The following is a 23224-nucleotide window of genomic DNA, read 5'->3' as shown; positions in this document are numbered from 1 at the left end:
CCAGCCTACGGCCCGGCCGCGTCCGGTCACCTCCCCGTGCAGGTCACCTGGTACCCCAGTGGGTGCTCGTCGGTCACCGGCCGGCGGTCGCCGACCCGGACCGAGCAGGCGATCGGGGTGTCGTACTCGGTGTTGTCGGCCATCACCATCACCCGGCTCGGATCGTCGGTGCGGATCTTCATGCGCCAGGGCAGCCGCACCTCGTCCAGGCGGATGAACTCGCCGTTGGCGTCGTAGTACCGGATGTCTCCCCGGCCCTTTCCGGTCACCTCGTACGTCACGCTGATCCGGCCGCCCCCGCTCGACGGGGTGGCGGCGGCGGTCGCCGGCTCGCTGGGCGTGGGCGGGGTCCAGGTCGGGACGGGGGTGTCGTCCTCGTCGTCCTCGTCGTAGTACGGATCGTCGTAGTAGGGGTCCTCGGCGACCGGGCCCGGGGTGTACCGCCCGACCAGTGCGCTGCCCACCCCCAGGCAGCCGCAGACGACGATGACGAGCACGGCGACGACCGCGATGACGATGCCGGCCACCCGGCGTCCACCGATCGAGGAGCCGGACGGGCGGCCGGGGTAGGCGTACGGCGGCGGGTACGCCGCCGGCGGCCAGCCGGTGGGCCTCGCTCCGGCGGGCCCGGTCGGGGTGGCGTACGGGCCGGTCGGGGTGGCGTGCGGGCTGGTCGGGGTGGCCCACGCGCTGGCCGGGGTGGCGTTGGGGCCGGCCGGGGTGCCGTGCGGACCGGCCGGAGTGTCTTGCGGGCCGGTCCCAGAGGTTCCGGCGGCCCCAATGGTCCCAGAGGTTCCGGCGGCCCCAACTGTCCCGGCGGCCTCAGCCGTCGCGCCGGGCGGGGCGACATCAGGCGGTGTGCGGGAAGGCGCCCAGCGACCCGGGTCGGCCGGCGTGGTGGGCGTGGGGGAGGCCCACGGCTCCGGCGCGGTCCAGGGCCGGGGCGCCGCGAGGGGATCCGGCGGCGCCCAGGCGTGCCCGGCGGGTGTCGCGGCGGTCGGGTCGGCCGGAGCGCCGCCGGGGCCGCCGGTCGGCTCGACGGCGGGGCCGCCGGTCGGCTCGGCGGGGGACGGCTCGGCGGGGGACGGCTCGGGCGAGGACGGCCCGGCGGGCGGGGACGCGTCGGGCATGTCTGCTCCGGGACGGGAGGGGAATGGGGTGTCGGGCTGTCCGAGGGACGTGCCGGATCCGCCGAGAGACTGTCGTACCGGGGGAGGACCCGCAACCCCGTTGCGCGGCCACGGCGGGCCGCAGCGCGGGGACGATCGTCCGGGCGCTGGCCTCGACCGGCCGATCGCTCAAATTCAGTGATTGTTTAGCCGACTTCTGCGCACGCGAGATGAGCGAAACTGGGTTAGGCTGCGGACCATGTGTGGAATCGTGGGTTACGCCGGCTCGCGCCCGGCGCTCGGCATCGTGCTCGACGGACTGCGGCGGCTGGAGTACCGCGGCTACGACTCGGCCGGCGTGGCGATCGTCTGCGACGACGAACTGCTGACCGAGAAGAAGGCCGGCAAGCTGGCCAACCTGGAGAAGGTGCTGTCCGAGCGGGCCGCCGCCGATCCCACCTCCTGCGCCGCCAGCCCGATCGGCATCGGTGACGGCACCACCGGCATCGGCCACACCCGCTGGGCCACCCACGGCGGCCCGACCGACCGCAACGCCCACCCGCACCAGTCGCCCGACGGTCGGGTCGCGGTGATCCACAACGGCATCATCGAGAACTTCGCGAAGCTCCGCGCCGAGCTGGAGGCCGACGGCGTCCAGTTCACCAGCGACACCGACACCGAGTGCGCCGCCCACCTGCTCGCCAACGCCCTGGCCGAGCTGCGCGCGGCCGGCGAGGCCGACAGTCCGCAGCTGCTCGCCTCGGCCATGCGGGTGGTCTGCCGACGGCTGGAGGGCGCCTTCACGCTGCTCGCCGTCGACGCCGGCATCCCCGGCGCGGTGGTCGGCGCCCGGCGCAATTCGCCGCTGGTCGTCGGCCGGGGCGACGGGGAGAACTACCTCGCCAGCGACGTGGCCGCGTTCATCGAGCACACCCGCGAGGCGGTCGAGCTGGGCCAGGACCAGATCGTGCTGATCACCGGCGAGAGCATCGAGATCACCGACTTCGACGGCCAGCCCGCCGCCGGCAAGGACTTCCACATCGACTGGGACTCCTCCGCCGCGGAGAAGGGCGGCTACGACTGGTTCATGCTCAAGGAGATCGAGGAGCAGCCGCAGGCGATCGCCGACACGCTGCTCGGCCGGCTCACCGAGACCGGTGAGATCGCCCTCGACGAGGTCCGCCTCAGCGACCAGGACCTGCGCGACGTCGACAAGATCTTCATCGTGGCCTGCGGCACCGCGTACCACTCGGGTCTGGTCGCCAAGTACGCCATCGAGCACTGGACCCGCATCCCCTGCGAGGTCGAGCTGGCCAGCGAGTTCCGCTACCGCGACCCGGTGCTGGACCGGTCCACCCTGATCGTGGTGATCTCGCAGTCCGGCGAGACCATGGACACCCTGATGGCGCTGCGTCACGCCAAGGAGCAGAAGGCCCGGGTGCTGGCCATCTGCAACACCAACGGCTCCACCATCCCGCGCGAGTCCGACGCGGTGCTCTACACCCACGGTGGGCCGGAGATCGCGGTCGCCTCGACCAAGGCGTTCCTCACCCAGCTCGTCGCCTGCTACCTGATCGGCCTGCACCTGGCCCAGGTGCGCGGCATCAAGTTCGCCGACGAGGTGGGCGCGGTGGTCGCCCAGCTCCAGGAGATGCCCGGCAAGCTGCGCGAGCTGCTGGCCCGGATCGAGCCGGTGCGCGAGCTGGCCCGGGAGCTGAAGTCCGAGCCGACCGTGCTCTTCATCGGCCGGCACGTGGGCTACCCGGTGGCCCTGGAGGGCGCGCTCAAGCTCAAGGAGCTGGCGTACATGCACGCCGAGGGCTTCGCCGCCGGTGAGCTGAAGCACGGCCCGATCGCGCTGATCGACAAGGGCACCCCGGTGATCTGCGTGGTGCCGTCGCCGGTGGGCCGGGGCATGCTGCACGACAAGGTCGTCTCCAACATCCAGGAGGTCCGCGCCCGGGGCGCCCGGACCATCGTGATCGCGGAGGAGGGCGACGAGGCGGTGGTCCGCTACGCCGACCACCTGATCTACGTGCCGCGTACGCCGACGCTGCTCGCCCCGCTGGTCACCACCGTGCCGCTCCAGGTGCTCGCCGCCGAGATCGCGGCCGCCCGTGGACACGACGTGGACCAGCCCCGCAACCTGGCGAAGTCGGTCACCGTCGAGTAGTCCGACCGCGACGTCCACCGGGCCCCGCCCGCCGTACCCACGGCCGGCGGGGCCCGGTCGTCTCCCCGGCGCCGCCGTCACGGGGTCACCGGCCGGCCGAGCACGATCCGGGCCATCCCGTCGAGGGCCGGATTGTCGGGCTCCCAGTAGCCGATGTGGCCGTACCGGGCGCTGGGGAAGGTGCGGCCACCGAAACCGGGATCGGCCGGGTCGTGGCCGAACCACAGCTCGTGGTCGTCGGGGCGCAGCAGCGAGACCGCCGTGGCCAGCGGTGACGTGGCGAGTGCCGCTCGGCCGGTGAGCTGCGCCGGTGGCTCCACCCACCGGATCACGTCGTCCGCCGCGGTGCTCGCCCAGACCTGCCCGGACGGCAGACGTAGCGCCTCCGCCCGATCCACCCCGACACCGGGAGAGCCGACGAAGACCAGCGCGTCGGCGGCCAGCCCGTGGTCGCGGGCGGCGTTGCCCACCACCACCGAGCCGTAGCTGTGCCCCAGCACGGTCTGCCGGGCCGGTGGCCCCTCGTGGGTGGCCCGCAGCCCCTCCTGGAAGTGGTGCAGCGCCGGGCCGGCGTCGCGCGCCTGGGCCGGCCAGGCCGCCTCGTGCAGGAAGTCCGGCGCGTCGTAGTCCAGCCAGAGCACCGCTGCGGTCTCCTCGCCGGGGGCGACGCCGGCGCACCGGCCGAGCACCCGGGCGGCCCGGCTCAGCTCGCCGGGGGCGTCGGCGAGGTCGGCGGTCATCCCCGGCACGTACGTCAACACCTGCGCCGAGCGGTCCGGGTTGCCCAGCGCGACGATCGCCCGCCCGTCCCCGCGCTCGTCCAGCCCCAGCAGGTACGCCCGGGGCGGTCCGGTCACCGCCAGCCGCCCGTCCAGCCCGTCCAGCCCGGCCAACGCCGCCTCGACCCGGCGGCGCGCGGCCCGGTCGCCCGGCCCGCTCGACAGGTCCCGCAGGTCGGCCGAGAGGGCGTCCCGGCGGTCGGCGAGCAACAGCCGGTTGGCCTGGTCGCGGGCGGCGACCGGGACACCGTCCAGCCGACCGACCCGCCCCGGTTCGTGCAGCACCAGCCAGCGCCGCTGGGCCGGGGTGAGGCCGGCCCACCAGGCGCGGACCGAGGCGGGAGAGGCACCGGCCGCCGGCCGCCCGGGCGGTGGCGGGGTGACCCAGCCGGTGCGGCCCGCCGCCGCCAGTTCGTCGAGGCGGGCGGCGGCCTCCCGGTCGGCGGCGTCGGCCAGCGCGAGCGCCTCCCGTACGGCGGCGGCCACCCGCGCCACCTCCGCCGGCCCGGCCGGACCACCCCCGGCGCCCGCCACCACCGGCCCGCCCACGCCCGACACCCGAGCGGCCGGACCCGCTCCGGCGGCCCCGGCAGGTCCGCCCGCGCCGACCGCTCCCGCAGGTCCACCCGCGCCGACCGACCCCGCAGGTCCGCTGCCGAACCGTCCCGCAGGTCCGTCGGCGCCGGTGGGACCACCGGAACCCCGGTGGCGGCCGGGCGGGGCCGGTGAGCGGGCCGGCACGCCGGCCGGGAAGACGCCCGCCTCCGGGCCGGCCCACGCCGGGCGGGCCGGCACCGGGACGGCGCTCGCCACGCCGTGCCGGTCGAGCTGCACCCCGCTGCGGTCCGCCAGCGCCACCGCCGCGGCGAGCCGCGCCTTCGCCGCCCGCAGCCGGCCCGCGAACTCGGCGAGCACCTGGTCCGCCTCCACGAGCACCGGCAGCAGACCGGCCAGTTCGGCCCGCAGCCCGGCGAGCCGCCCACCGGCCGCGCCGGCCGCCCCGCCCGACCACCCGGTACGCAGGGTGCCCGCGCCCGTCGCGAGCCCTCGACGGCGGCGCCGCACCGGGTCGGCCAACCCGCGCCAGGCCGCCGCGGCGTTGCTCCAGTCCGCCGGCACGGCTCGCCAGAGCTGCGCGTACCCGGTCACCGGGGCAGCGCGGCGAGTCGACCGGCCGCCCGGTCGTCGACCGCCTCGTAGGCGCGGGCGGCGGTGCGTAGGGCGTCGGCGGTCTGTGCCACCCGACCGCCGAGCACGCCGTGCCAGGAGTGCGTGGCCGACTCCAGCCGGGTCAGGGCGGCGGCGGCCCGCCACTCGGGCGCGGACACCACCAGCCCCGGCGCGCCGGCCACCCCGTGCGCCAGCGCGTACGCCTCGTCGGTGAGCCGGCCGGCCACCTCGCGCAGCACCTCCGGTCGTACCTCCAACGGTTCCACCCTGCCCGCCTCCCCGTCCCGGTGACCTCGACCGGGCCGACGCTAGGCGGCTGTGCCGCCGGTCCGCCGGGCCTGTGGACAGCGGGCGGTGGGCGTACCCCAGGGTCGTCCACAGGTGTTGCCCGCCGTGTGGCCGACGGCTAATCTGCCGCCCGCACCGCCGGTAGGGTGGGTCCGTGATCGTCGCGGTCGGCATCGACGTCGTGCTGGTGGACCGGTTCGCCCGAGCCCTGGCCCGCACCCCGTTGCTCGCCGACCGGCTCTTCACCGAGGCGGAGCGCTACACCAGCTCCGGCAACCCGCGCTCGACCGAGTCGATGGCCGCCCGCTTCGCCGCCAAGGAGGCGGTCGCCAAGGCGTTGGGCGCCCCCGGCGGGTTGAGCTGGCACGACTGCGAGATCGTGCCGGACCCGGACGGCCGGCCGTGGCTGACCGTCTCCGGCACCGTGGCGTCCGCCGCCACCGAGCGCGGGATCAACCGCTGGCACCTCTCGCTCTCCCACGACGGCGGGATCGCCTCGGCGATGGTGGTCGCGGAACGCTGACACGTCCGGGTGGGCCACCCGGCCCGCCCGCAGGCCGATCGAACGGGACGGTGGCATGAAACCGGTGTGGCGGGTCGCGGACGTACGCGCGGCGGAGGCGGGCCTGATGGGCACCCTGCCACCCGGGACGCTGATGGCCCGGGCCGCCGCCGGCCTGGCCCGCCGCTGCGCGTTGCTGCTCGCCGACCGGGGCGGGGTGTACGGGGCCCGGGTCCTGCTGCTGGTCGGCTCCGGCGACAACGGCGGCGACACCCTGTACGCGGGCGCGCACCTGGCCCGCCGGGGCGCTGCCGTCCACGCGCTGCTGGTCACCCCCGGCCGGGCGCACGTCGAAGGGCTCGCCGCGCTGCGTGCCGCCGGTGGTCGGCTGGTCGACCGGCCACCGACCGTCGTCGACCTGGTGCTGGACGGGATCGTCGGGATCGGCGGCACGGGCGGGCTGCGGGAGACCGCCGAGCAGTTGGCGGCGAGCCTGGTGCGGTACTGCGGGCGCGACGGCGACCGGGCCACCGTGGTGGCGGTGGACGTGCCCAGTGGCGTCGCGGTGGACATCGGCCACGTGCCGCTGGCCGCCTCCGGCCGGCCCGCCGCGGTCCGCGCCGACGTGACGGTCACCTTCGGCGCGTGGAAGCCGGCGCTGGCGGTCGGTCCGGCCGCCCCGCTCGCCGGGCAGGTCGAGCTGGTCGACATCGGGCTCGGGCCGTGGCTGCGCGGCACCCCCGCGCTGCACGTCACCGAGGGGTCGGACGTGGCCGGCTGGTGGCCGCGTCTCGGCCCGTCCGCGGAGAAGTACAGCCGGGGCGTGGTCGGGGTCGCCACCGGCTCCCGGACGTACCCGGGGGCGGCCGTGCTCTCGGTGGGCGGCGCGCTCGCCGGCCCGACCGGCCTGGTCCGCTACGCCGGCGGCGCACGGTCCGACGTGGTCCGCCGCCACCCGTCGGTGATCGCCACCGACCGGGTCGCCGGCGCCGGCCGGGTCCAGGCCTGGGTCTGCGGCTCCGGCCTCGGCACCGACGCGCGGGCCGCCGCCGAGCTGCGCGCGGTGCTGGCCGCCCCGGTGCCGGTGGTGCTCGACGCCGACGCGTTGACCCTGCTGGTGGACGGCTCGCTCGCCGACCGGCTGCGCGACCGGGACGCCCCGATCGTGGTCACCCCGCACGACCGCGAGTTCACCCGGCTCTGCGGCGAGGAGCCGGGCGCCGACCGGGTCGCCGCCGTGCTGCGGCTGGCCGCCTGGATGAACGCGACGGTCCTGCTCAAGGGGGACCGTACGGTGATCGGCACCCCGGACGGCCGGGCGTACGTCAACCCCACCGGCAGCCCCGCGCTGGCCACCGGGGGCACCGGCGACGTGCTGGCCGGGCTGCTCGGCTCGCTGCTCGCCGCCGGGCTGGCCCCGGAGCGGGCGGCGGCCACCGCCGCGTACCTGCACGGGCTGGCCGGGCGGGAGGCGGCCCGGTCCGGCCCGGTGACCGCGCCGGACGTGGTGGCCGCGCTGCGCCCGGTGATCGCGCCGCTGCTGGATTGAACCGCCCTGCCGCCGGGGGCCGTACTCCCCGGCGTGCGGTGCGTCGTCGGACGCTGCCGGCCGCACGTGTTCTCCGAGGAGGAGCCATGCGTAAGGCCGTTCTGCTGGTCGTCGCCGTGGGCGGCATGCTGGTCGCCGGTACCGCCATCGCCTCGGCCAAGGACGGCCGGGACCGGGTCGCCACCCCGCCCGGCGGGCCCGCCTTCGAGCTGCGGATCGACCCGGAGCTGGACGCGCGCTTCGGCCCCCGGCCGGTCAACGCCGTGCAGGCGGCCGAGATCGTCACCGCCCGGTTCGGCGGCCAGGTGACCCGGGCCGAGCTGGACGAGGAGGGCGGCCGGCCGATCTGGGAGATGAAGCTGCGCGGGGCACGGGTCGGCGAGGTCGACGTCGACGCGGTCGACGGGACGGTGCTCACCCGCTGAACCGGGACCGGAGCCGGGTGATCACCCGGCAAGTAGGCTGGGCGTATGTGGCAGGCCGAGGTGCGCGTCGATCTCGACGCGATCCGTGACAACGTGGCCCGGCTCCGGGCGGGCACCGGCGCCGAGCTGATGGCGGTGGTGAAGGGCGACGGGTACGGCCACGGCATGGTCCCCTCGGCCCGCGCCGCGCTGGACGCCGGGGCGGACTGGCTCGGCGTCTGCACCCTGGACGAGGCGCTGACCCTGCGCCGGGCCGGGATCACCGCCCCGGTGCTGGCCTGGCTGCTCGACCCGGGGCTGCCGCTGCACGAGGGCGTCGCGGCCGGGGTGGACCTCGCCGCGGCCAGCCTGCCGCAGCTCGACGAGATGATCGAGGCGGGCCGGCTCGCGGGCCGCCCGGCCCGGCTGCACCTGAAGATCGACACCGGCCTGTCGCGGGGCGGGGCCACCGTCGCCGACTGGCCGAGCCTGCTGGAGGCCGCCGCGAAGGCCCAGGCCGAGGGTCTGGTCGAGGTGGTCGGCGTGTGGAGCCACTTCGTGTACGCGGACTCGCCCGGCCACCCCACCACCGACCGCCAGCTCGCGGTCTTCCACGAGGGCCTGGCCATGGTCGAGCGGGCCGGGCTGCGCCCGCGCTACCGGCACCTGGCCAACTCCGCCGCCACGCTGACCCGCCCCGACACCCACTTCGACCTGGTCCGCCCCGGCATCGCCGTCTACGGGCTGTCGCCGATCGCCGGGGAGCGCTTCGGGCTGCGCCCGGCGATGACCGCCCGGGCCCGGATCATGCTCACCAAGCGGGTCCCGGCCGGCACCGGCGTCTCGTACGGGCACACGTACACCACCGAGGACGAGACGAACCTGGCCGTGGTGCCGCTCGGTTACGCCGACGGCGTGCCCCGGCACGCCTCCAACGTCGGCCCCGTGCAGCTCGGTGGCCGGCGGCGCACCATCTCCGGCCGGGTCTGCATGGACCAGTTCGTGCTGGACTGCGGCACGGACGAGGTGGCCGCCGGGGACGTGGCGACCCTCTTCGGCAGCGGCGTCGACGGCGAGCCCACCGCCGACGACTGGGCCGACGCGGTCGGCACCATCAACTACGAGATCGTCACCCGGTTCGGCGGGGTCCGGGTGCCCCGCGTCTACGACGGCGAGCGACCGTGAGCGCGAGGAGTGAGCCGGGGTTGCGAGCCCCGCAGTCGCGAACCGAGGTGGCGCCGTGAGCGCGAGGAGTGAGCCGGGGTTGCGAGCCCCGCAGTCGCGAACCGAGGTGGCACCGTGAGCGCGAGGAGTGAGCCGGGGTTGCGAGCCCCGCAGTCGCGAACAGAGCCGGCACCGTGAGCGCGCCGCACCGCTTCCGCGTCCCCCGGCCGCGCACCGCCGCCGGGAAGGTGGCCGGCGCGCTGGCGACCGTCGGCGTGGCCGCCGCCGGTCTCGCGGCCGGTGTCGCCACCGAGCGCGCGCTGGTCCGCCGGCTCAAGGCCGACCCCACCGACCGGTACGCCGGGGAGGCCTTCGGCGAGCAGCGGTACGACGACTCGTTCCGGTTGGAGCTGGAGGACGGCACCGACATCCACGTCGAGGTGGTCGAGCCGACCCGCCCCGCGCCGGGGCGCCCGACGGTGGTGCTGGTGCACGGCTTCTGCCTCGACATGGGGACGTTCCACTTCCAGCGCAAGATGCTCGCCGAGCGGGGCGAGCACCGGATCGTCGCGTACGACCAGCCGGGGCACGGCCGCTCCGGCCGGCTGGAGTCCGGCGAGTACGACCTGGAGGCGCTGGGTCGTACCCTGCGCCGGGTGATCGACCGGACCACCCCGGAGGGGCCGCTGGTGCTGGTCGGCCACTCGATGGGCGGCATGACGATCATGGCCTTCGCCGAGCTGTACCCGGAGATGTTCGGCGACCGGGTGGTGGGCACGGTGCTGATGGCCACCTCGGGCGGTCTGCTCGCGGAGACCAAGCTGGTCGCGCCGGCGCTGCTGGGCCGGGTCGGTTCGCCGGTGCTCTACATGATGAGCAACGCCGCCCGGTACGGCGGCACGGTGATCGACAAGGCCCGGCAGTCCACGTCCAACGTGGCCTGGCTGCTCACCCGCCGGTACGGCTTCGGCACCCGCCGGCCCAGCCCGGCCCTGGTGTCGTACGTCGAGCGGATGAACTCCCGGACGTCGGCGGACACGGTGACCCGCTACCTCCGTACCCTCGCCAGCCACTCCCGGTTCCCGGCGCTGGCCGCGTTGAGCGGCACGCCGGTGCTGGTCGTGGTGGGGGACAAGGACATGATCACGCCGGTGAACCACTCGGAGGAGATCGTGCGCCGGCTGCCGCACGCCCGGTACGTGAAGATCAACGACAGTGGGCACGTGGTGATGCTGGAGCACGCCGACGAGGTCAACGCGGCGCTGACCGAGTTCCTGGAGGACCTGTGAGTGGGGTGACCGTCACCCTGCCGACGGTGGAGGAGACGCACGCCTTCGGCCGCCGGCTGGCCGCCGTGCTGCGCGCGGGCGACCTGCTCCTGCTCACCGGCCCGCTGGGGGCCGGCAAGACCGCGCTCACCCAGGGCATCGGCGCCGGGCTGGGGGTGCTCGGCGACATCACCTCGCCGACCTTCGTGATCGCCCGGGTGCACCGGCCCGACCCGGTCCGGGGACGTGGCGTGGCGCTGGTGCACGCCGACGCGTACCGGCTGGGGGACGCGGCCGACCCCCGCGCCGAGATCGACGACCTCGACCTGGACGCCTCGGTGGACGACTCGGTGACCGTGGTCGAGTGGGGCGAGGGGCTGGTGGAGCAGTTGGTCGACGCGCACCTGCGGGTCCGCATCGACCGGCGCGAGGACGACACCCGGGTGGTCGCGCTGGAGCCGGTCGGGGGCGACTGGGCGGGCCGCCTGGACGCCCTGCGCTGAGCGCTGTCGTACCCGCTGCCTAGAGTGCCCGGGACGACTGCGAAAGGTTGCCGATGCCCGACGACGCCCCCACCCTCGACCTGCTGGCGCTGCTGCCGGAGGCGTGGCGTGCCGTGCTCACCCCGCACCTCGACCCGGCCCGCACCGCCGCGCTGGCCGCGTTCGTCGCCCGGGAGTACGCCACCCAGACCGTCTTCCCGCCGCTGGAGGACCTCTTCTCCGCCTACCGGCTCTGCGGGCCGGAGCAGTGCCGGGTGCTCATCCTCGGGCAGGATCCGTACCACAAGGCGGGGCAGGCGCACGGGCTGAGCTTCAGCGTCCGCGAGGGGGTGGCGGTGCCGCCGTCGCTGCGCAACGTCTTCAAGGAACTCGGCGAGGACCTGGGCGTGCCCAAGCCGCGCAGCGGCAACCTCGACGGCTGGGCGGCGCAGGGCGTGCTGCTGCTCAACTCGGTGCTCACCGTCCGGCAGGCCACCCCGGGCTCGCACGCCAACTCCGGCTGGGAGGAGTTCACCGACGCCACCATCCGAGCCCTCGACGCCCGCGACGAGCGGGTCGTCTTCCTGCTCTGGGGCGGGTACGCCCGCAAGAAGGCGGCCCTGGTCACCAACCCGGCGCACGTCGTGCTGGAGGCCGGGCACCCGAGCCCGATGAACCCGCGCGGATTCCTCGGCAGCCGGCCGTTCAGTGCGGCCAACAAGGCGCTCGCCGACGCGGGGCTGCCCACTGTGGACTGGGAGCGCTCCGCCGGCTGACTGCGCGGGGTCATCGTCAGGTGACCGTCCGATGTAGCCTGTGGTCGGCGGCATGGCGACCAGGGGAGGGCGCATGGCGGCGACGGTCACCACCGAGCAGTGGAACATCGCGCGGACGGCGCTGGCCGACCAGACCGAGCGTTTCGCCGGCCTGGTCGAGTCCTGCCGGCCCGACACCATGTGCACGGCCGACTGGTCGACGGCCGACATGCTGGCGCACGTGGTCTCCCTGGCCTGGGTCTACGCCTACCTGGCCGACCCGGAGTACCCGCCGCTGCCGGTGGAGGGGTTCGACGACTACATCACCGGGATCACCGTCGACACGGTCGCCGACTTCAACGACGTGATCCTCCGGCGCTTCACCGAGCGTGACCCGGTCGTCCTGCTCGCCCGGTTGCGGGCCGACGTCGGGCACCTGCTGGCCAGTTGCGCCGACCGGGACCCGGAGGAGACGGTGCCCTGGCTCGGCGGGGCCCGGGTGCCGCTCGCCGGGCTCTGCGCCCACCTGGTCAACGAACTGCTGATCCACGGCCACGACCTCGCCGCGGCCACCGGGCGGCGCTGGCCGTTGCCGGGCCGCGACGCCGCCCTGTTCCTCGAACTGTTCCTGGCCGGCGTCGTGCGCCACGGCTACGGCAAGCTCCAGGACGGCGGTGCGCCGCCCAGCGAGCGGCCGATCGTGGTCGAGTTCCGCAACGCCCACATCGACCCGATCCGGTTGATGCTGCACCGGGGGCTGGTCTCGTTCGCCCCGCCGGACGCCCGGCCCGACGTCCGGATCCACCACGATCCGGGCACCCTCAACCTGATGATGTTCGGCCGGGTCAGCCGGGCACGGGCCGTGCTCTCCGGGCGGGTGCGCATCTCCGGGCGGCGGCCCTGGCTGCTGTTCGCCTTCCTCCGCAAGTTCCGCACCCCGAGCTGACCCCGGCACCCGCCCAGCCGCTCACCTCCCACCCCGCCCCTGCCCCCGCCATCTGCGATCTTGCAGTTCGGGTCGGCGTTCTGCGGCTCGTGTCGCATATGACGGAGCCGCACCTGCACGATCGCGGAGGGCGGGCGGGGCGGGGCGGAGGGCCGGGGCGGTCGGCGGTGGGGTGGGGCGTCACCGGGGGTGACGGCCCGGGCGGCTAGGCTGGTCAATCGTGCTCGTACTGGTGGTGGACTCCTCGACGCCCGCGGTGACCGCCGCGCTGGTGGAGGTCTCGGCGGAGGGCGTCGCGTCGCGGGCGCACCGCTGCACGGTCGACGCCCGCGCCCACGGCGAACTGCTCGCCCCGCAGGTGGACGCCGTGCTCGCCGACGCCGCCGCCCGGCCCCGGGACCTGACCGCGATCGTCGCCGGCCTCGGCCCCGGCCCGTTCACCGGGCTGCGGGTCGGCCTGGTCACCGCCGCCACCATGGGTCAGGTGCTCGGCATCCCCACGTACGGCGTCTGCTCGCTGGACGGCCTCGGCCACCCGGTGGCGGCCGGCGAGCCGGTCCTGGCCGCCACCGACGCCCGCCGCCGGGAGGTCTACTGGGCGGTCTACGACGGCGCGGGCCAGCGGATCGCCGGGCCGAACGTGGACGCCCCGGCGGTAGCCGCCGACCGGGCCCGCGAGCTGGCCGTCACCGTCGCGGTGGGCGACGGCGCGCACCGGTACGCCGACGTGCTCGGCCTGCCGCTGCGGGCCGAGCCGCGCTACCCGGACGCGACCGCGCTGGCCGTGCTGGCCGCCGAGCGGATCCGGGCCGGCGCCCCCGGCGAGGCGCTCACCCCGCTCTACCTGCGCCGACCGGACGCCGTGGCGGCGACCGCCCGCAAGCCGGTCCTCCCGTGAGCGCGAGGAGTGAGCCGGGCCTGCGAGCCCCGCAGTCGCGAGCCGAGGTGGCACCGTGAGCGCGAGGAGTGAGCCGGGCCTGCCAGCCGTGCGGCTGGACCGCTTCCGCTGGTGGCACATCGACGAGGTGTTGCCGATCGAGGCGGACCTCTTCGGCGCCGAGCAGTGGTCCGCGGCGATGTTCTGGAACGAACTGGCCAGCGGGCACTACTACCGGGTGGCCACCGACGTCGACGGGTCGGTGCTCGGCTACGCGGGGCTGACCGTCCAGCCGGACGAGGCGTGGGTGCAGGTCGTCGCGGTGCGTCGTGGTGCCCAGCGGCGCGGCGTCGGTCGCGCGCTGCTGGAGGACCTGCTCGCCGAGGCGGCCCGCCAGGGCGCGCGGAGCGTCCTGCTGGAGGTGGCGGCCGACAACGCCCCCGCCCAGAAGCTCTACGCGACGTACGGCTTCGAGCCGATCGGCGTGCGTCGCGGCTACTACCAACCGAGCAACACCGACGCGCTGGTCATGCGGCGCGTCGCCCCGCCGAGCGCGTACGGGACGGACGACTGATGGCTGACGAACCCCTGGTCCTGGGCATCGAGACCTCCTGCGACGAGACCGGCGTCGGCATCGTGCGGGGGCACACCCTGCTGGCCGACGCGCTCGCCTCCAGCGTCGAGCAGCACGCCCGCTTCGGCGGGGTGGTGCCCGAGGTGGCCAGCCGGGCCCACCTGGAGGCGATCGTGCCGACCATGGACCGGGCGCTGCGGGAGGCGGGCGTCACCCTCGCCGACATCGACGCGATCGCCGTCACCTCCGGCCCCGGGCTGGCCGGCGCGCTGCTGGTCGGCGTGGCCGCCGCCAAGGGCTACGCGCTCGCCGCCGAGAAGCCCGTGTACGGGGTGAACCACCTCGCCGCGCACGTCGCCGTGGACACCCTGGAGCACGGCCCGCTGCCGGAGCCGGCGATCGCCATGCTGGTCTCCGGCGGGCACTCCTCGCTGCTGCTCGTCGACGACCTGGCGCGTGGGGTCACCCCGCTCGGGGCCACCATCGACGACGCCGCCGGGGAGGCGTTCGACAAGGTGGCCCGGCTGCTCGGGCTGCCGTTCCCCGGTGGGCCGTACATCGACCGGGAGGCCCGGGCCGGCGACCCGGCGGCGATCGGGTTCCCGCGTGGGCTGACGGCGGCGAAGGATCTCGCGGCGCACCGCTACGACTTCTCCTTCTCCGGCCTGAAGACGGCGGTGGCCCGCTGGGTGGAGGCCCGGCAGCGGGCCGGCGAGGCGGTGCCGGTGGCCGACGTGGCGGCCTCGTTCCAGGAGGCGGTCTGCGACGTGCTCGTCACCAAGGCGATCGACGCCTGCCGGACCAACGGGGTCGGGACGCTGGTGATCGGCGGGGGAGTGGCGGCCAACTCGCGGCTGCGGGCGATGGCCGAGCACCGGGCCGCGAAGCACGGCATCCGGGTGCGCGTACCCCGGCCGAAGCTCTGCACCGACAACGGCGCCATGGTCGCGGCGCTCGGCTCGCACCTGGTCGCGGCCGGGGTGGCGCCGAGCCGGCTCGACCTGCCCGCCGACTCGGCCCTGCCGCTGACCACGGTCAGCGTGTGACGGAGAGGTGGCCGACGTGATCGTCCGGATGTGGGAGGCCCGCGCGGAGCCGTACGGCTTCACCGACCTGATCACCTGGGTCTGTGACACCGCGCTGCCGGAGCTGGAGCACGACCCGCTGCACCTGTCCAGTGAGGTCTTCTCCTCCACCGACCACCGGGTGGTGGTGATCTCGAAGTGGCGGAGCAACCCGCGTGCGTTGCCGGAGCCGCCGGCGATGCTGGTGGCCCGTCCGCCGCACTCCTGGGACTTCACCCAGGTCGACCGCTGACGCGCGAGGGGCCGGGAGCGTGGTGCTCCCGGCCGCTCGCGTCGCGCGGGCTCAGTTGCGGCGCAGGATGCGCCAGGTGGTGAAGCCGCCGACGCCGAGCGCGAGCAGGAAGACCATCCAGACGACGGTGGTGCCCACGCTGGTCGTGGGGCGCGCGGGCGCGCCGGCCTGGGCGGCGGCGATCAGCGAGTCGCTCTGCGCGGGCGGCATGGCGGCCGGCGGCATCTGCTGCCAGCGGACCAGCCCGGTGCTCTCCAGCATCAGCATGTGGTCGGTGACGAACTTGTTGGTCTGGTCGGCGAGCTTGCGGACGGTGGCGTCGCGGGTGGCCGCCCGCACCGCGCCGATCACCGGGAAGATCTTGCCGTGCGCCACCCGGAGCCGGGTCACGAAGATCTGGTCGAACTGCGCGCCGGTGGCCTCCTGCATCTCGCCCAGCCACCCCTTCTGCTCGGCGGTGGCGTCGGTGGGAAGCGTGGTGCCGAGCTTGTTGGCGGCGGCGACGACGAGCAGGTCGAGTTGCTCGTGCTGCCGGGCGATCTCCGCGCCGATCTCGCGGACCCGGGCCGACTGTCCCTTCTCGGCGGCCATCTGCCCGGCCGGCATCTCCCAGAGGCCGGCCAACCGGACGCCGTTGAGCAGCGTCATGTCGGCGGCGTTGAGTTGCGCGGCCGGAGCGGCCGTGGCCACGCCCGGCAGGGCCACCAGCCCGGCCAGGAGCGTGACGAGCAGCACCGCCACCCGGTGGGTCCGGTGCCCTCGCCGACGACGTGCGGATTCCAGCGGTGCCATGCTGCGGTGCCTCCTCGGTCTGGTGCCGTACGCGTGACGTCGGGCAGCGCATCCGCCGGCTGCCCGTCCGCTCTCTGGTACGGATCACCGGCCCGATCAGTTCACCGGATTCGGTTGCCCGAGTGACCGGGCCGGTCCAACCACGACTTTCGCGGATTCGTTGGGTTGTCGGCCACCGTCCGATGGACTCTGATTGACGTAGCCCCGGCGCATCGACAAGCGTCTTCCGCGCCGACCGGGGCCTTCCAGGAACTGCGTTCGAGGCGTCCCGGTGTGTGCTGGGGAGGCCTCTGCATCCTGCCGCCCGACAGAGAGGCTTCCGTCCTTGTTCACACGTTCTCTTCGCCGTGCCGCCACGGCGGTGCTGGCCCTGGTCGCCCTGGCGGCCGTCACCGTCGCCACGCCTGCCTCCGCCGCCGGTACCCGGCCGCTCTTCCAGGTGCCGTTCCCGTGCGGCGAGACCTGGAAGATGGCCACCTACGACGGCCACGGCAGCTACAAGATCGACTTCACCCACTCCAGCGGCAACAGCCTGGGCCGGTCCATCCTCGCGTCGGCCGGTGGCACGGTGAGTTTCTCCGGCTGGGGAGACAGCGGCGGCTGGTGGGTCATGATCGACCACGGCGGCGGCTGGCAGACCCAGTACCTGCACATGCAGTACGCGCCTGCGGTCAAGCAGGGCCAGTCGGTCGCCATCGGCCAGCGGATCGGCTACGTCGGCAGCACCGGTTACTCGACCGGCCCGCACCTGCACTACGTCCAGTACGCCGACGGTGCCCGGACCGAGGCCTACTTCAACGGGGTCCGGTCCGGAATGACCACCGACGCCAGCGCCGACCGCTGGATCACCAGCGCCAACTGCGGCAGTGCCCCTCGCTCGACGGAGACCGTCTCCGACTTCAGCGGTGACGGCTACGCGGACGTGCTGGGCGTCGACTCGGTGGGCGACCTGTACTACTACCCGAACAACAACAAGAGCCTGTCGACCCGGACGAAGATCGGCCACAACTGGGGCACGTTCAAGCACGTCATGGCCGACGACTGGAGCGGTGACGGCCACGCGGACGTGCTGGGCGTCGACTCGGTGGGCGACCTGTACTACTACCCGAACAACAACAACAGCCTGTCGACCCGGACGAAGATCGGCCACGGGTGGAGCACGTTCAAGCACGTGATGGCCGCGGACTGGAGCGGTGACGAGCAGGCGGACGTGCTGGCCGTCGACGCCAACGGCTACCTGTGGTACTACGCGCACAACGGCGCCGGTCTCAGCGCGCCGGTGCAGATCGGTCACGGCTGGAGCACCTTCAAGCACGTGACGGCCGCGGACTGGAGCGGTGACGGGCAGGCGGACGTGTTGGCCGTCGATGCCAACGGCTACCTGTGGTACTACCCGCACAACGGCGCCGGCCTCAGCGCTCCGGTCAAGATCGGTAACGGCTGGGGCACGTTCAAGCACGTCTTCGCCTCCGACTTCTCCGGCGACGGTCAGGCGGACGTGCTCGGCGTCGACGCCGGCGGCTACCTGTGGTACTACCCGCACTGGGGCACCGGCTTCGGCACCCCGGTCAAGCTCGGTCACAACTGGGGCACGTTCCCGTTCGTGATGTGAGGGCCCGGACGGTGCGGGTGGCGACCGCCGCCCGCACCGTCCGCACGGCATTCACACCTCGACCGGGCCCACGTCGGTGCGCACGGTCCTGCCGGGTGGATCCGGGGCTGGACCGGGTGTCGACTCAGCCCACGTCGAGCGGGTCGGCCAGCAGCCGCTCGAAGGCCAGCTCGGCCGCGCCGACCAGCGCCGCGTCGTCGCCGAGCTTCGGCGTGCGCAGCCGTACGTGCTCCAGGCAGGCGGGGAGCCCGACCTGGTTGAGCCGGCTGCGGACCTGGGCGGCGGCGGCGAGGTAGAGATCGCGCATGGTGCCGCCGAAGATGACCATCTCCGGGTTGAAGATGTTCACCAGGTTGCCGACGCCGAAGCCGAGCCAGTCACCGGCCTGCCGGACCGCCGTCTGGGCGCGGGCGTCCCCCCGGTCGGCGGCGTCGAAGAGGGCCAGCAGCGCCTCGCGGCCCCGGGCCTCGGAGCGGCCGGCCGCCCGCAGCAGGCCGTACTCGCCGATCTCGGTCTCCCAGCAGCCGCGCGAGCCGCACTCGCAGCGCGCCCCGTCGCGGACCACGACCATGTGCCCGACCTCGCCGCCGTACCCGCCGTGGCCGGTCACCCGCCGTCCGCCGGCGATGATGCCGGCGCCCACGCCGACGTCCCCGTAGAGGTAGATGACGTTGTCGCAGCCGGCGGCGACGCCTCGGGCGTGCTCGGCGAAGGCGGCCACGTCCGCCACGTTGCCGACCGTGATCGGCACGTCGATGCCGAGTTCGTCGGCGAGGGCGGCGCCGATCGGCTCGTCCACCCAGCCGGTGGTCGGGCCGAGCCGGACCAGCCCGTCGGCCTTGCGGACCATGCCGCAGACCGCCACGCCCGCGCCGACGCAGAGCGCCCCGGCCGGGACGCTCTGGTGCATCTCCTTGAGCGCGCCGGCCAGCAGCGGCGCGGTCTCCGCGGCGTCCAGGCCGCGCGGCCGGTCCAGGTCCCGGCGGTCGAGGATCTCGCCGCCGAGCCCGACCCGCGCGGCCCGCAGCCGGTCCACCTCGATCGAGTACGCGTACGCGTACACCCGGGCCGACTCGGGCCGGACGACCAGCGACGGTCGTCCGGCCCGGCCGGTCTCCTTCGGCGTCCCCTCACTGACCAGCCCGGCGCCGGCCAGGTCGGCGGTCAGCGCGCCGATGGTGCTGCGGTTGAGCCCGAGCGTGGTGGTCAACTCGGCGCGGGAGGTCGCGCCGTGGACGTGGACGTGACGCAGCAGCGCACCGAGGTTCTGCCGCCGGATCTCGTCCTGGCTCGGTCCTACCCGCATCGCTCTGGCACTCCGTGTCCCCGCTGCTCAGCGTCGGCCGGGCGTCAACGGGTGCCGGTGGCGGCGGAGCGACGCCTCGACAGCGCGTCGACGCTGGCCGCGAGGAGCAGCACCACACCCGTCACCACGTACTTGACTCCCGAGCTGTAACCCATCAGGCCCATGCCGTTGTCGATGACCGCGACCACGGCGCCGCCGAGGACCGCGTCGAGGACCCGGCCCTTGCCGCCGAAGAGGCTGGTGCCGCCGATCACCGCCGCGCCGACGGCGTAGAGCAGTACGTTACTGCCACCGGTGTTCGGGTCGACGGAGTTGGCCCGGCTGGCGGCGACGATGCCGCCGACGGCGGCCATCGAGGAGCAGATCACGAAGACCGAGATGCGGATCCGGTCGACGTTGATGCCGGCCCGGCGGGCGGCCTCCTTGTTGCCGCCGACCGCGTAGACGTGCCGGCCGTAGCTGGTGCGCTGGAGCACGAAGGTCCACAGGACCAGCAGGATCGCGATGATCGGCACCACGATCGGTACGCCCTTGAGCGAGGTGACCAGGACGTTGCGGCTGCGCTCCAGGTTGAGGATGTAGACCGCGACGCCGAGGATCAGCGCCAGCGCGCCGATCCGGGCGGCCACCACCGCGAGCGGGTCGGTGAGCAGGCCGCGGGCGGCCCGGTTGCGGTGCCGCAGCAGCTGCACGGCGGCGTACCCGGCCACCGCGGCGGCGGCCAGGGCCCAGCCGAGTACCGGCGGCAGGTTGCGGTTGGCGATCGCCACCAGGGTGTCGTCGCGGATGGAGATGTTCGCGCCGTCGTCCATCAGCATCAGCACGATGCCCTGGAAGGCGAGGAAGCCGGCCAGGGTGACCACGAAGGACGGGATGCCGATCTTGGCGACCAGGACGCCGAGCGTCGTGCCGATCACCACGCCGGTGACGACGGCGGCGAGCACGGCGACGTACCAGGGGTAGCCGAGCACGGTGGCGACGTTGGCCAGGATGGCTGCGCAGACGCCGCTGGCGAAGCCGGCCGAGAGGTCGATCTCGCCGAGCAGCAGGACGAAGACCAGGCCCATCGCGATCAGGGTGACCGCCGCGCCCTGGGTGAACAGGTTGGCGAAGTTGCCGGCGGTGAGGAACGACGGCCGCATGACGGCGAAGACCGTGCAGAGCACGATCAGGCCGAGCACCGCCGGGAGGGCGCCGATGTCGCCGCCGCGTACCCGGCTGACGTAGTTGCGGACGTGGCTGCCCACCGTGGGCGCCGGCGCGACGGCGGCCGGGCCTTCCTTCTTGACGGCTGTGGTGGTCATCGGACGGCTCCCGAGGTGGTGTCGGTGGACCCCGTGGCGGTACCGGCGCTGCCCGCCCCCGCCTCGACGAGGCCGAGGTTGCCGGAGCGGCCGGCGGTGATCAGCTCGACCACCTGCGAATGGGTGATGTCGGTGGTCTTCACCTGCGCGACCATCTGGCCCAGGTAGAGCGCGGCGATCCGGTCGGAGACGGCGAAGACGTCGTTCATGTTGTGCGAGATGAGCACCACGGCCAGGCCCTTGTCGGCGAGCCGGCGGACCAGCTCCAGCACCTGGGCGGTCTGCGCGACGCCGAGCGCGGCGGTCGGCTCGTCGAGGATGACCAGCTTGCTGTTCCAGAGCACCGCCTTGGCGATGGCCACGGTCTGCCGCTGCCCCCCGGAGAGGCTGGAGACGTGCTGACGCAGCGACTTCACCGTCCGGACGCTGAGCCCGGCGAGCGTCTCGGCGGCCATCTGCTCCATGGTCGGCTCGTCGAGCACCAGCCCGCTGCGCTTCTCCCGGCCGAGGAACATGTTCTGCACGATGTCGAGGTTGTCGCAGAGCGCGAGGTCCTGGTAGACGACCTCGATGCCGAGCGCGGCGGCGTCGCGGGGGCTGTTGATGCTCACCGGCCGGCCCTCGAAGAGGAACTCGCCGCTGTCGGTGGGGTAGATGCCGCTGATGCACTTGACCAGGGTCGACTTGCCGGCGCCGTTGTCGCCGACCAGCGCGGTCACCTCACCGGGGTGGGCGGCGAAGGCGACGTCGCGGAGCACCTGGACGGGACCGAAGCTCTTGTCGATCCCGCGTAGTTCCAGCAGGGGGGTCGCGGACACGGGGGTCTCCTTTGCGCGGAGGGGAGGTCGGAACCCGTCCGGTGGCGGGCCGCCGCCCGGCACGGTTGTCACCGTGCCGGGCGGCGCCGCCGGGAGCGGGATGGGACGGTACGGGTCAGCTGATGCCGGCGTCGGCGCAGAGCTTCGCGTACGCCCCGGTGCAGACCTCGTCCTTCGTGACGAAGCCGTCGGCGATGACGTCCTTGACGTTCTCCTTGTAGATCGCCTTCGGAGTGAGCAGGACGGCGGCCACGTCACGGCCACCCTCCGGGTCCTTGACCGTCTGGCCGGTCTCCTTCTTCTCGCCCTTGGCGACCGCGATGGCCAGCTCGGAGGCGGCCTTCGCCTCCTCCTTGATCGCCTTGTAGACCGTCATGCACTGGTCGCCGGCGAGGATGTTCTGCAGGCCCTGCGGAGTGGCGTCCTGGCCGGTGACCGGGACCTTGCCGTTGAGCTTGTTCTTCTTCAGCACCGAGATGGCCGCGTTGCCGAGGCCGTCGTTGGCGGCGAGCACGCCGTCGATCTTGCCGCCGGCCTTGGTGAGCTGCTGCTCGAAGATCGTGGCGGCCTGGGCGTTGTCCCAGTCCGGCACGGAGTCGTCGGCGACCTGGGTGTACTCCTTGGCGTCGAACTTCGGCTTGAGCACCGAGTCGTACCCGTTCTTGAACAGGGTGGCGTTGTTGTCGGTCGGCGAGCCGTTGAGGTACGCGATCGCCGGGTTCTTGACGCCCTTGTCGGTCAGGCACTTGGCCAGACCCTCGCCCTGGAGCTTGCCGACGGCCTCGTTGTCGAAGCTGACGTAGTACTGGGCGGAGCCGCCCAGGGTGAGCCGGTCGTAGTCGATGGTGGCCACACCCTGCGACTTGGCCTTGTCGAGCACGGCCTTGCCGGTGCCGGAGTCCAGGTTGACGATCATCAGGGCGGTGACGCCGTTGGTGATCATCTGGTCGGCGATGGTCTGGAAGGCGTTCTTGTCGCCCTGCGCGTTCTGGATGTCGTAGTCGACGTTGGCGGCCTTGAAGGCCTCCTCCAGGAACTTGCGGTCCGCGCCCTCCCAGCGGGCGGAGGACTTGCTGTCCGGGAGGATCACGCCGATCTTCGGCTTCTTGTCGGACGACCCGCCGGCCTCGGTGCTGCCGGAGTCGTCGCCACAGGCGGCCATGCTGCCGGTGGCCAGCAGGCCCACGGCGGCGAAGGTGAGGAAGCCCTTGCGCATGAGCACGGGTCCTTTCGGGGGTGGGGGAGTAGTGGTCGGTGTTTGTTGTGTCCGGCAACGTATTCCCGGTCACACGCCACGCGCAAGACTGTCGAGGTCAGAAGTTTGTTGGCGGCGGTAACAATTCAGCAACGCGGTTGTCATGCCTGGGACACCCACCCAGCAAGCGCTCTCTCCGGATTGTTGCGTCCCCACCCCCGAGGCGCTCGTCGATCATGAGGTCGTCGCCTCGACTCGCGCCGCCGGACGGCGACAACGCCATGATCGACGCGGCGGGCGGGAGGGTCGGTCAGGAGGGGGTGGCGATGAGGGCGGCGGTGGCGGCGGTGAGGGACACCAGATCGGCCGGGGCCAGTTCGAGTTGGAGGCCGCGCCGGCCGGCGGAGACGTAGACGGTGTCGTGGGCCAGGGCGGAGGAGTCCAGCACGGTGGGTAGGCGCCGGCGCTGGCCGAGCGGGCTGATCCCGCCCCGTACGTAGCCGGTGGCCCGCTCCGCCACCGTACGGTCCGCCATGGCGGCGCGCTTGCCGCCGACGGCCGCCGCGAGCGCCTTCAGGTCCAACTCCCCGGTGACCGGGACGACCGCCACGGTGAGCGCGCCGTCGACCTCGGTGACCAGCGACTTGAGGACCCGCTCCGGGGGCGCCCCGATCGCCGCCGCGACCAGGGCGCCGTAGTTCGGGGCGTCCGGGGAGACGTCGTACGGATGGGTGCGGTGCGCGATCTTCCGCTTCGCCAGCAGCGCCGTCGCCGGAGTGCCCTGTCCCGCCATGACCGTCAAGCTAACCCGGCCGGCCCGACCCGGCCAGCCGGAATCAC

The 23224-nt window shown here is 74.0% G+C and carries 23 protein-coding genes; 14 read left to right on the top strand and 9 right to left on the bottom strand.

Features of this window, described 5'->3' with window-relative positions:
* Window positions 1–26 precede the first annotated feature (26 nt).
* Entirely contained in the window at window positions 27–1130 is a 1104-nt protein-coding gene (locus tag GA0070614_RS12195; RefSeq protein WP_088976072.1) for an MmpS family transport accessory protein, read from the bottom strand.
* Between the two features lie 238 nt (window positions 1131–1368).
* Here GA0070614_RS12195 and glmS point away from each other — a divergent pair, with 238 nt between their 5' ends.
* On the top strand, window positions 1369–3282 hold the full coding sequence (glmS, locus tag GA0070614_RS12190) for a glutamine--fructose-6-phosphate transaminase (isomerizing) (protein WP_088976071.1): 1914 nt from the start codon (window positions 1369–1371) through the stop codon (window positions 3280–3282).
* A 77-nt stretch (window positions 3283–3359) separates the two neighbouring features.
* Here the strand turns inward: glmS and GA0070614_RS12185 are convergent, their stop codons facing one another.
* Window positions 3360–5210 (bottom strand): alpha/beta hydrolase, encoded by a 1851-nt coding sequence (locus GA0070614_RS12185; protein ID WP_231933619.1) that lies wholly within the window; start codon window positions 5208–5210, stop codon window positions 3360–3362.
* The gene (locus GA0070614_RS12180) at window positions 5207–5488 is read right to left on the bottom strand and encodes a hypothetical protein (protein WP_408630748.1); all 282 of its coding nucleotides are present in this window, start codon (window positions 5486–5488) and stop codon (window positions 5207–5209) included. The genes GA0070614_RS12185 and GA0070614_RS12180 overlap by 4 nt, the downstream gene beginning before the upstream one ends.
* 185 nt (window positions 5489–5673) lie before the next feature.
* Between GA0070614_RS12180 and GA0070614_RS12175 the strand changes: the two genes are divergently transcribed.
* The 12 genes from GA0070614_RS12175 (at window position 5674) to GA0070614_RS12120 (ending at window position 15357) form a co-directional block, all read left to right on the top strand.
* Complete coding sequence (locus GA0070614_RS12175; RefSeq protein WP_088976069.1) at window positions 5674–6042, top strand: holo-ACP synthase; 369 nt, start codon at window positions 5674–5676, stop codon at window positions 6040–6042.
* A gap of 55 nt (window positions 6043–6097) precedes the next feature.
* Window positions 6098–7570, top strand: coding sequence for an NAD(P)H-hydrate dehydratase (locus GA0070614_RS12170; protein ID WP_088976068.1), 1473 nt, complete (start codon window positions 6098–6100; stop codon window positions 7568–7570).
* 86 nt (window positions 7571–7656) lie between these two features.
* Window positions 7657–7995 (top strand): PepSY domain-containing protein, encoded by a 339-nt coding sequence (locus tag GA0070614_RS12165; protein WP_088976067.1) that lies wholly within the window; start codon window positions 7657–7659, stop codon window positions 7993–7995.
* A 45-nt stretch (window positions 7996–8040) separates the two neighbouring features.
* A complete protein-coding gene (gene alr, locus GA0070614_RS12160; protein ID WP_088976066.1) occupies window positions 8041–9159 on the top strand; it encodes an alanine racemase in 1119 nt (372 codons plus the stop codon).
* A gap of 173 nt (window positions 9160–9332) precedes the next feature.
* Window positions 9333–10427, top strand: a complete 1095-nt coding sequence (locus tag GA0070614_RS12155) for an alpha/beta fold hydrolase (protein WP_088976065.1) — start codon at window positions 9333–9335, stop codon at window positions 10425–10427.
* Window positions 10424–10909: a tRNA (adenosine(37)-N6)-threonylcarbamoyltransferase complex ATPase subunit type 1 TsaE gene (tsaE, locus tag GA0070614_RS12150; protein ID WP_088976064.1), complete on the top strand. Its 486-nt coding sequence runs from the start codon at window positions 10424–10426 to the stop codon at window positions 10907–10909. The genes GA0070614_RS12155 and tsaE overlap by 4 nt, the downstream gene beginning before the upstream one ends.
* Window positions 10910–10962: 53 nt before the next feature.
* Window positions 10963–11664 (top strand): uracil-DNA glycosylase, encoded by a 702-nt coding sequence (ung, locus tag GA0070614_RS12145; protein WP_088976063.1) that lies wholly within the window; start codon window positions 10963–10965, stop codon window positions 11662–11664.
* A gap of 73 nt (window positions 11665–11737) precedes the next feature.
* Complete coding sequence (locus tag GA0070614_RS12140) at window positions 11738–12589, top strand: maleylpyruvate isomerase family mycothiol-dependent enzyme (RefSeq protein WP_088976062.1); 852 nt, start codon at window positions 11738–11740, stop codon at window positions 12587–12589.
* 220 nt (window positions 12590–12809) lie between these two features.
* The gene (gene tsaB / locus GA0070614_RS12135) at window positions 12810–13487 is read left to right on the top strand and encodes a tRNA (adenosine(37)-N6)-threonylcarbamoyltransferase complex dimerization subunit type 1 TsaB (protein ID WP_088976061.1); all 678 of its coding nucleotides are present in this window, start codon (window positions 12810–12812) and stop codon (window positions 13485–13487) included.
* An 88-nt stretch (window positions 13488–13575) separates the two neighbouring features.
* A complete protein-coding gene (rimI, locus tag GA0070614_RS12130; protein WP_088976060.1) occupies window positions 13576–14040 on the top strand; it encodes a ribosomal protein S18-alanine N-acetyltransferase in 465 nt (154 codons plus the stop codon).
* Window positions 14040–15086, top strand: coding sequence for a tRNA (adenosine(37)-N6)-threonylcarbamoyltransferase complex transferase subunit TsaD (gene tsaD / locus GA0070614_RS12125; protein WP_088976059.1), 1047 nt, complete (start codon window positions 14040–14042; stop codon window positions 15084–15086). The genes rimI and tsaD overlap by 1 nt, the downstream gene beginning before the upstream one ends.
* A 16-nt stretch (window positions 15087–15102) precedes the next feature.
* The gene (locus tag GA0070614_RS12120; RefSeq protein ID WP_088979393.1) at window positions 15103–15357 is read left to right on the top strand and encodes a hypothetical protein; all 255 of its coding nucleotides are present in this window, start codon (window positions 15103–15105) and stop codon (window positions 15355–15357) included.
* 51 nt (window positions 15358–15408) lie between these two features.
* Here the strand turns inward: GA0070614_RS12120 and GA0070614_RS12115 are convergent, their stop codons facing one another.
* A complete protein-coding gene (locus tag GA0070614_RS12115; RefSeq protein WP_088976058.1) occupies window positions 15409–16149 on the bottom strand; it encodes a DUF4142 domain-containing protein in 741 nt (246 codons plus the stop codon).
* A gap of 325 nt (window positions 16150–16474) precedes the next feature.
* On the opposite strand from GA0070614_RS12115, the gene GA0070614_RS12110 reads away from it, so the two are divergent.
* Window positions 16475–17761 carry a VCBS repeat domain-containing M23 family metallopeptidase gene (locus GA0070614_RS12110; RefSeq protein WP_088976057.1) on the top strand — a complete coding sequence of 429 codons (1287 nt, stop codon included), beginning with the start codon at window positions 16475–16477 and terminating at the stop codon, window positions 17759–17761.
* A 124-nt stretch (window positions 17762–17885) separates the two neighbouring features.
* On the opposite strand, the gene GA0070614_RS12105 is transcribed toward GA0070614_RS12110, so the two are convergent.
* From GA0070614_RS12105 to ybaK, 5 genes are all read right to left on the bottom strand, one after another.
* Window positions 17886–19067 carry an ROK family protein gene (locus tag GA0070614_RS12105; protein ID WP_088976056.1) on the bottom strand — a complete coding sequence of 394 codons (1182 nt, stop codon included), beginning with the start codon at window positions 19065–19067 and terminating at the stop codon, window positions 17886–17888.
* Between the two features lie 44 nt (window positions 19068–19111).
* Window positions 19112–20371 (bottom strand): sugar ABC transporter permease, encoded by a 1260-nt coding sequence (locus GA0070614_RS12100; RefSeq protein WP_088976055.1) that lies wholly within the window; start codon window positions 20369–20371, stop codon window positions 19112–19114.
* Window positions 20368–21189: an ATP-binding cassette domain-containing protein gene (locus GA0070614_RS12095; protein ID WP_088976054.1), complete on the bottom strand. Its 822-nt coding sequence runs from the start codon at window positions 21187–21189 to the stop codon at window positions 20368–20370. The genes GA0070614_RS12100 and GA0070614_RS12095 overlap by 4 nt, the downstream gene beginning before the upstream one ends.
* A 115-nt stretch (window positions 21190–21304) precedes the next feature.
* The gene (locus GA0070614_RS12090) at window positions 21305–22405 is read right to left on the bottom strand and encodes a sugar ABC transporter substrate-binding protein (RefSeq protein ID WP_088976053.1); all 1101 of its coding nucleotides are present in this window, start codon (window positions 22403–22405) and stop codon (window positions 21305–21307) included.
* 289 nt (window positions 22406–22694) lie between these two features.
* Window positions 22695–23177: a Cys-tRNA(Pro) deacylase gene (gene ybaK / locus GA0070614_RS12085; RefSeq protein WP_088976052.1), complete on the bottom strand. Its 483-nt coding sequence runs from the start codon at window positions 23175–23177 to the stop codon at window positions 22695–22697.
* Window positions 23178–23224 lie beyond the last annotated feature (47 nt).

Origin of the sequence: Micromonospora coxensis (assembly GCF_900090295.1) — a bacterium.
Classification (GTDB): domain Bacteria; phylum Actinomycetota; class Actinomycetes; order Mycobacteriales; family Micromonosporaceae; genus Micromonospora; species Micromonospora coxensis.
The sequence above is the reverse complement of the archived record's forward strand: the minus strand, read 5'-3'. Positions and strand labels throughout refer to the sequence as shown.

Bases quoted from the DNA above. Each gene is read 5' to 3' on its own strand.
- GA0070614_RS12195 (WP_088976072.1), bottom strand. From the start codon at position 1,130: ATGCCCGACGCGTCCCCGCCCGCCGGGCCGTCCTCGCCCGAGCCGTCC.
- glmS (WP_088976071.1), top strand. From the start codon at position 1,369: ATGTGTGGAATCGTGGGTTACGCCGGCTCGCGCCCGGCGCTCGGCATC.
- GA0070614_RS12170 (WP_088976068.1), top strand. From the start codon at position 6,098: ATGAAACCGGTGTGGCGGGTCGCGGACGTACGCGCGGCGGAGGCGGGC.
- GA0070614_RS12165 (WP_088976067.1), top strand. From the start codon at position 7,657: ATGCGTAAGGCCGTTCTGCTGGTCGTCGCCGTGGGCGGCATGCTGGTC.
- alr (WP_088976066.1), top strand. From the start codon at position 8,041: ATGTGGCAGGCCGAGGTGCGCGTCGATCTCGACGCGATCCGTGACAAC.
- ung (WP_088976063.1), top strand. From the start codon at position 10,963: ATGCCCGACGACGCCCCCACCCTCGACCTGCTGGCGCTGCTGCCGGAG.
- GA0070614_RS12140 (WP_088976062.1), top strand. From the start codon at position 11,738: ATGGCGGCGACGGTCACCACCGAGCAGTGGAACATCGCGCGGACGGCG.
- tsaD (WP_088976059.1), top strand. From the start codon at position 14,040: ATGGCTGACGAACCCCTGGTCCTGGGCATCGAGACCTCCTGCGACGAG.
- GA0070614_RS12115 (WP_088976058.1), bottom strand. From the start codon at position 16,149: ATGGCACCGCTGGAATCCGCACGTCGTCGGCGAGGGCACCGGACCCAC.
- GA0070614_RS12105 (WP_088976056.1), bottom strand. From the start codon at position 19,067: ATGCGGGTAGGACCGAGCCAGGACGAGATCCGGCGGCAGAACCTCGGT.
- GA0070614_RS12100 (WP_088976055.1), bottom strand. From the start codon at position 20,371: ATGACCACCACAGCCGTCAAGAAGGAAGGCCCGGCCGCCGTCGCGCCG.
- GA0070614_RS12090 (WP_088976053.1), bottom strand. From the start codon at position 22,405: ATGCGCAAGGGCTTCCTCACCTTCGCCGCCGTGGGCCTGCTGGCCACC.
- ybaK (WP_088976052.1), bottom strand. From the start codon at position 23,177: ATGGCGGGACAGGGCACTCCGGCGACGGCGCTGCTGGCGAAGCGGAAG.